This is a genomic window from Protofrankia sp. Cas8, from assembly GCF_963555845.1.
Classification (GTDB): domain Bacteria; phylum Actinomycetota; class Actinomycetes; order Frankiales; family Frankiaceae; genus Protofrankia.
This window is the reverse complement of the sequence record NZ_CAUVXI010000117.1, coordinates 1-6575: the sequence shown is the minus strand read 5'-3', so window position 1 is coordinate 6575 and position 6575 is coordinate 1. Positions and strand designations below refer to the sequence as shown.

The window sequence follows — 6575 nt, the reverse complement described above, 5'->3', positions numbered from 1 at the left end:
TGTGGGCGGTCCTGCTCGGGCTGGCCGGCCGGATAGGCGCCCATGTGGTCGTGTTTCTCGTCCGGCATCCGGTGGCGGTGGCCGTTCTGCTCGCGGTGGCGGTGGTCCGTCAGCGGTTCGGGCTGGTCGGGCTCGGCGTGCTGCTCGTCGCCCTGGTCGCGGTCGGTGTGGTGTGGCGGCTGGTCCATCGCCGGTCGTTCACCTGGCTGGTCCGCTGGATCCGCGGACGGTTGCGGCTGCTGGTCATCTACCGGTGGCGCTGGCGGCCCGTCATGGTCCATACGGATCTGGCGATTCGGATTCCGGTGTCCAACGGCGACCGGGTCTCCTTCGCCGAGACGTTCCCCCGCATTCGGACGATCCGGTCGGACCGGTGGGGCGACCAGCTCCGGATCGAGCTGCTCTACGGGCAGACCCCCGAGCTGTGGGCGGAGCAGGCCGACGCACTCCGGCACGCCTTCCGGGCTCGGTCGTGTCGGATCCGCTCCGATCGGGTGGGGTTCATCTGGGTGGACTTCGCCCGCCGCGATCCCCTGGCCGTCCCCATCCCCCCGGCGGATCTCGACGGTCCAGACGCCGACGGAACCGGCAATGGCGACGATGACGGTCCGGTGGACCTGTCCGGGATTCCGATCGGCCGCCGGGAAGACGGCGAGCTGTGGCGGCTGCCGGTCCGCGGCGCCCATGTGCTGATCGCGGGGGCGACCGGGGCGGGGAAGAGCGCGGCGGTGTGGGCGACGATCCGCGGCCTTGGCCCGGCGGTCCGCGCCGGCCTCGTCGAACTGTGGGTAGCCGACCCCAAAGGCGGGATGGAACTGGCGTTCGGGCAGGCGATGTTCTCCCGGTTCGCGACCGACACCGACAGCATCGCCGATCTCCTCGACGACGCGGTGGCGGTCATGCGCAAGCGCGCCGCCCGGCTGCGTGGGGTCAGCCGGCTGCACACTCCGACGACCGGCGAACCGCTGATCGTCGTGATCGTCGATGAGATCGCGTCGCTGACCTCCTATGTCACCGACCGGGAGCTCAAGCGGCGCCTGTCGGCGTCGTTGCCGCTGCTGCTTTCCCAAGGCCGCGCACCCGGCGTCGCCGTGATCGGGGCGGTGCAGGATCCCCGCAAAGAGGTGCTGCCGTTTCGGGATCTGTTCCCGGTCCGGGTCGCGCTGCGGATGACCGAAGCCGACCAGGTCGACCTTGTCTTGGGTGATGGTGCCCGCGACCGCGGGGCACGGGCCGACGAGATCGGCGAGGACATGCCCGGGGTCGGCTATGTGCTCCTGGACGGCCAGGCCGACCCGGTCCGGGTGCGGGCGGCCTGGGTCGACGACGCCGAAATCTCCCGGATGGCCCATCGGTATCCGGTGCCGGCGGTCGCCGAACTGATCGACCTGGTCGGTGACGGTCCGGACGGCTGGACACCGGATGTGGACGGGCGGGCGGCATGACCGCGAGTCCGGAGGACTACGCGCCGGTGTATCCGCTGCCGGTCTGCGACTGGTGCCGGCATCTGTGGGTCGCGCACTGGGCGGATGACGGCTGCCAGATCCCGGCAGGGCGGTGGCGGGTGTGCGGCTGCCGGGAACCGCCACCCGACCACCCCGACCAACCTCACCCCGATCTCGACGATGACGGCCAGGACCACGGACAGGAGGGACGGGCGGCATGACCGAGGTGAGCACCCCGCCGGCGGGCAGCCGGGCCGCCCGCCTGCGCCAACCACTCGCCCGCCACGTCCTCGAGGCGGTCGCGGCGGAGAACGGGGTGTGTATCCGACCACTGGCGATGCGCCGCGTGGACATGATTACCGGAGAAACCGAGATCATCCCGGTGCCATGCGGGGCCACGCTGGCATGCAAGTGCCCGCCGTGCGCGGAACGTGCCCGCAAGCTCCGGATGGCGCAGTGCAAGGCCGGGTGGCATCTCGATGACGAACCGCTCCCCGACCCCGACCCGCCAACCGACGATGCGAAGACGCTGGTCCAGCTCCGGGCGGATCTCGAAGCGGTCCGCACCGACGCTGTGACCGGTCACGATGTGGATCAGATCGGCGGAGTCGACGACCTGATCTCGCAGGTGGACGAAGCGCTGGCAGATCTCGGCGTGCGCGGCAAGACCGCGCCGGACAGTCGCGACCGGCCACGACGGACCCGGTCAACCCGGCGGCGGCAGGATGCCCCGGATCTTCCCCGGCTGCCGGTGGATCGGCGCACCGTCGGGCGGACGTTCACCGGATCGGACGGGATGGTGTGGCGGCCGTCGATGTTCCTGACGCTGACCTGCGACAGCTACGGCCGGGTCACCTCGGAGGGCACCCCGGTGGACCCGGACGGCTACGACTACCGGCGGGCGGCCCGCGACGCGATCCACTTTCCCAAACTGGTTGATCGGTTCTGGCAGAACCTGCGCCGGGCGGTCGGCTGGGACATTCAGTACTTCGCCTGCCTGGAACCGCAACGGCGGTTGGCGCCTCATCTGCACGCGGCGATGCGCGGCACGATCCCCCGGGTACTGCTCCGCCAGGTCGCCGCGGCGACGTATCACCAGGTGTGGTGGCCAGCCTGCGACCGGCCGGTCTACAGCGCCGACCGGCTGCCCGTCTGGGACGAGCAAGCGGGCGGCTACCTCGACCCGGACTCGGGCACGCCGTTGCCGACCTGGGATGAGGCGTTGGACGCGATCGGCGACGATGCCGAACCCGCCCACGTCGTCCGGTTCGGGGTGCAGGTCCGCGCGGACGGGGTCACCGCGACCAACAGCAACACCGGCCGGTTGATCGGCTACCTGTGCAAGTACCTGACGAAGTCGTTGGACACCTGCCACGCCATCGCCACCGACGCGCAACGGGCACACGTCGACCGGCTCGCCGACGCGCTGCGGTACGAACCGTGCTCGCCGGGCTGCGCGAACTGGCTGCGTTACGGCGTCCAGCCGAAGAATCCGCGGGCGGGCCTGGTGCCGGGACGGTGCAAGGGCAAAGTCCACCGGCGCGAAACCCTCGGCTTCGGCGGACGCCGCGTGCTGGTCTCGCGGAAATGGTCCGGGAAAACCCTTGCCGACCACAAGGAAGATCGGAAGGTGTGGATCCGGGAACAGCTCGCGGTCCTCGGCCACACCGACAGCGGCGATGGCGGCCAAGGCGCCGCACCCGACCGGGTGATCTGGCAGCTTCTCCGCCCCGGTGATCCGGCGACGCCCCGCCGGGAACACCTGCTGCTGCGCGCGGTCGCGGATCGGCACCGTTGGCGCGCCCAACTCGACGCGGCCCGTGCGGCTCGCGGGGATCCCCACCCGGTTTCGGCAACCGACCCGAGCATGCCCCGTGCGGCCTGACCCGACGACCGGAGGAACCGTGCACAAGCTCCTTCTCACCCCCACGGAAGCCGCTGAGCTGCTCGGCGTGAGCCGCACGACGGTCTACGAGCTGCTGAATGCCGAACTGATCGAATCCGTCCGGATCGGGCGGGCACGGCGGATCCCGCGGGCCGCACTCGTCACCTACGTGGATCGGCTCCGCGGGCTCTCCGACGGGGAGGCGGCAGCATGACCACGCTCGCACGGGGCCGGGGAACGGCTGGTGTTCGGCAACTCGCCCCGATCGACCCATGGGCTCGTGGTCCACCCGGCACACGTCGCAAACCGTCACAACAGAAAGATCGAATAAGCGGCCCCGGCGGGTGCAGGAACACCACACCGGGACCTCGATCCGCACCCCTTCTCGAACAAGGAGCGCAGACCGTGCCACCCATCATTCCGCCTGACCTCGACCCACCACGCGACCCCTCCGACGGACGACCCTTCGTCCGCCTCGACACCCCCGGCCACGGCTTCTACGAGATGACCGTCAAACCGGGAGCCGACCCCTTCGATGTCGCCCGGACCGCGGTTACGATCCCCACCGACGCGGTCTTCGTCGAAGCGCTCGGGGACGTTGACGTCGTGTTGGTGTTCCGCGCGATCCCCGGCGCCGCGTTCCCGGCAACTCGCCCACCGTACGGGCCTGGTCCGGCCGGCGGCTGGGTGCCCGATATCGCCCCATATCGCAGAGTGCCCGCGCAGTCCCAGCGGCCCTGACCGGTGGTCGCGGTCTTTCGCTTCTCCCCCATTTTTCTTCCGTTCCTCTGGTAGGCGCATTACCTGTCGGGGGGCCGGACGGCTCCAGGGTCGGCGAAGCCGATCACGAAGTGACGCGGTAGCGCCCTGGACGCGGCCGGTTTCCCGGCAGAGCCTTCCGCGCCCAGAGGACCGGAACCCCGGACCATCACGCCTCCTCCGGCGCTTTCCCCCGTTTTTCTCTTTCGGCAAGGAGTGATTGTTCGTGCTGCCCGAACCCGGCGACAGACTGCGGACGGTGTCCGTGGTCGAAGCCCTGAACGAGTACTTCAGCTGTGTCGGTTGCAACCCCTGGGACGTGGCGTGATGGCTATGGGGAAGGGGAATCGCCGCGGCCACGGTGAAGGCTCGGTGTACTGGCGGGAGGACCGTCAGCGCTGGGTCCTCGAAATCGACTACGGCTATGTGAACGGCAAACGGAAGCGGACCGTCCGCTATTTCCGGACCCAGGAGGAGGCGATCGAGGAACAGACACGGTTGCGCACGGCGCAGTTGGAAGGGGCGGCGCCGTTGGATCGCCGGTCACGGTTCGATGACTTTCTCGATTACTGGCTGGACGAGGTGGTGGGGCCGTCGGACCGGGCCGAGTCAACAAAGGTCAACTACGAGACGTTGGTGCGGGTCCATATCCGTCCGGCGCTGGGCCGGCTGCGGCTGGTCGAGATGAAACACGAGGATCTGCAACGGTTCCTCAACCGGAAAGCCGCCGACGGGTACAGCGCGTCGACGATGCGGACCCTGCGGACGATCCTCCGCCAGGCGTTGAACGAAGCTGTGATCATGGAGAAGGTGCCGCGTAACGTCGCGGTGAACGTCCGTGTTCCGAAGGCGACGAAACCGAAGCGGAAGGTCGTGGCGCTGAGTCAGGCGGACGGGGTGACGCTGCTTGCTGCGGCGGAGCCGACGCGGTTTGCCTCGTTGTATGTGGTGCTGGCGATGGTCGGCTTGCGCCGGGGTGAGGTGCTGGCGTTGCGCTGGTCGGACTTCAACGAGCGGGCGGCGACGCTGCGGGTGGAACAGCAGGTGACCCGCGTCGGTGGTATCCGACAGCTGGTGGTGGGGCCGACGAAGAGCGAAGCCGGTCAACGCACGATCGCGCTTCCGGCTCGGTGTGTGGCGGCGTTGCAGGCGCAGCGCCGGCGGCAGGCGGCGGAACGTCACACGATGGGGGAGCGGTGGCGCGACCACGGGCTGATCTTCCCAAGCACCGTCGGTACCTATCTGGAGCCGCGGGCGCTGAACACGCATCTGACGAAGCTGTGCGTGCGGGCGGGTTTGCCGCATCTGGGGCCGCACGGTTTGCGGCACACGGCGGCGACGATGGCCTACGCCCTGGGCGTGGACTGGAAGCAGATCCAGGACATGCTCGGGCACACGATGCTCTCGACGACCATGGATATCTATGTGGATATGGCCGATACCGGCAGTCGGGATGCGGCGACCAAACTTGATGCCTGGTTCGACAACCCCGACGACCAGGCTACCGACGACGACAGCGAAACCGCGTAGCAACCCAGGTCAGACAGGCAACGACCGTCACATTTCAGCTGTCCCGAGAAAGGACGACCGTGGACATCAAATTTGTTGTCACTCTCCGCGACATGCTTCCGGAGGTGCTCGGCGACGTGTTCGAGCATGCGGGTTTGATCGGTGATGCCGATCAGGTTCGGGCGGAGGCACGCGACACGGCCCGCCGTGCGCTGACTCTGGCTCGCACGGTCGACCTGCCGGCGGTTCCCCGCGTGGGTGAGAGGGTGTGGGCGGATCCGAACTGGGAGCCGGTGACGGTACGAGAGGTCGAATGGACCCTCGTGCCGGACGGGGATGACCCGCACGTCCGCGTCCGGCTCGACGATCTCGATGAGGACGAGGTGGGCGCCGAGTGGGGCGCTACCGAACTGCTGCTCGACAACGGTTGGACCGTCCAGATCTGAACCGTGGTCTGATCGACAGGCCGTAGGCTGTCAACGTGGCTGTCAAAAGCCCAGAGCCCCGCGCCGTGTGATCGGCTGCGGGGCTCTGACCTGCCTCAACCAGCGTGCGCTCGGAGGGACTCGAACCCCCAACCTCTTGATCCGTAGTCCTCAGCGGTACGTCCACGGGCGTCCACTGACGTTCATCAGTGCAGGCCACGGGCTTGGGCTTGTCTACCGACGTCCACGGACGTCCACCCCCGTTGCAGTACAAATTGCAGTACAGCAGCCGCCCGGACGTCAGTCACAGAACGTGTGACGGCCTCGTCGTCCACCGTAGGGACCGCCCACGGCGCGTCGGAGTATGCTCAGCGCCGTGATTGATCAAGAAGGCGTAGACACCTTTCCGGGAGCGTTCGGGAGCGAGGCCGGTGATGTTTTGCGCGGTCTGTTCGACGGTTTCGAAGGCTATGCCACTCCTACTCCGGCTGACTACCAGAAGGTACTCACCAAAGGTCTGGTGGTACTTGACGCCAATGTCTTACTCCTGTC

General features: G+C 68.4%; 7 protein-coding genes. All 7 read left to right on the top strand.

The genetic code is table 11. The features are described 5' to 3' along the window. On the top strand, nucleotides 1-1445 hold a 1445-nt coding region (locus U9977_RS16665; RefSeq protein ID WP_322750191.1), incomplete at its 5' end, for an FtsK/SpoIIIE domain-containing protein. Further along, entirely contained in the window at nucleotides 1442-1666 is a 225-nt protein-coding gene (locus U9977_RS16660; RefSeq protein WP_322750190.1) for a hypothetical protein, read from the top strand. The genes U9977_RS16665 and U9977_RS16660, both read left to right, overlap by 4 nt. Continuing rightward, the gene (locus tag U9977_RS16655) at nucleotides 1663-3330 is read left to right on the top strand and encodes a replication initiator (RefSeq protein WP_322750189.1); all 1668 of its coding nucleotides are present in this window, start codon (nucleotides 1663-1665) and stop codon (nucleotides 3328-3330) included. The genes U9977_RS16660 and U9977_RS16655 overlap by 4 nt, the downstream gene beginning before the upstream one ends. Before the next feature lie 19 nt (nucleotides 3331-3349). Beyond that, nucleotides 3350-3544 carry a helix-turn-helix domain-containing protein gene (locus tag U9977_RS16650; RefSeq protein WP_322750188.1) on the top strand — a complete coding sequence of 65 codons (195 nt, stop codon included), beginning with the start codon at nucleotides 3350-3352 and terminating at the stop codon, nucleotides 3542-3544. A gap of 191 nt (nucleotides 3545-3735) precedes the next feature. Further along, nucleotides 3736-4071, top strand: coding sequence for a hypothetical protein (locus U9977_RS16645; protein ID WP_322750187.1), 336 nt, complete (start codon nucleotides 3736-3738; stop codon nucleotides 4069-4071). Nucleotides 4072-4416: 345 nt separating this feature from the next. Beyond that, nucleotides 4417-5619: a site-specific integrase gene (locus U9977_RS16640; protein ID WP_322750186.1), complete on the top strand. Its 1203-nt coding sequence runs from the start codon at nucleotides 4417-4419 to the stop codon at nucleotides 5617-5619. 59 nt (nucleotides 5620-5678) lie between these two features. Next, nucleotides 5679-6044, top strand: coding sequence for a hypothetical protein (locus U9977_RS16635; RefSeq protein ID WP_322750185.1), 366 nt, complete (start codon nucleotides 5679-5681; stop codon nucleotides 6042-6044). Nucleotides 6045-6575: the final 531 nt, after the last annotated feature.

What these genes read in the sequence shown, in the direction of transcription:
- U9977_RS16660 (WP_322750190.1), top strand. Translation starts at nt 1,442, where the DNA reads ATGACCGCGAGTCCGGAGGACTACGCGCCGGTGTATCCGCTGCCGGTC.
- U9977_RS16655 (WP_322750189.1), top strand. Translation starts at nt 1,663, where the DNA reads ATGACCGAGGTGAGCACCCCGCCGGCGGGCAGCCGGGCCGCCCGCCTG.
- U9977_RS16640 (WP_322750186.1), top strand. Translation starts at nt 4,417, where the DNA reads ATGGCTATGGGGAAGGGGAATCGCCGCGGCCACGGTGAAGGCTCGGTG.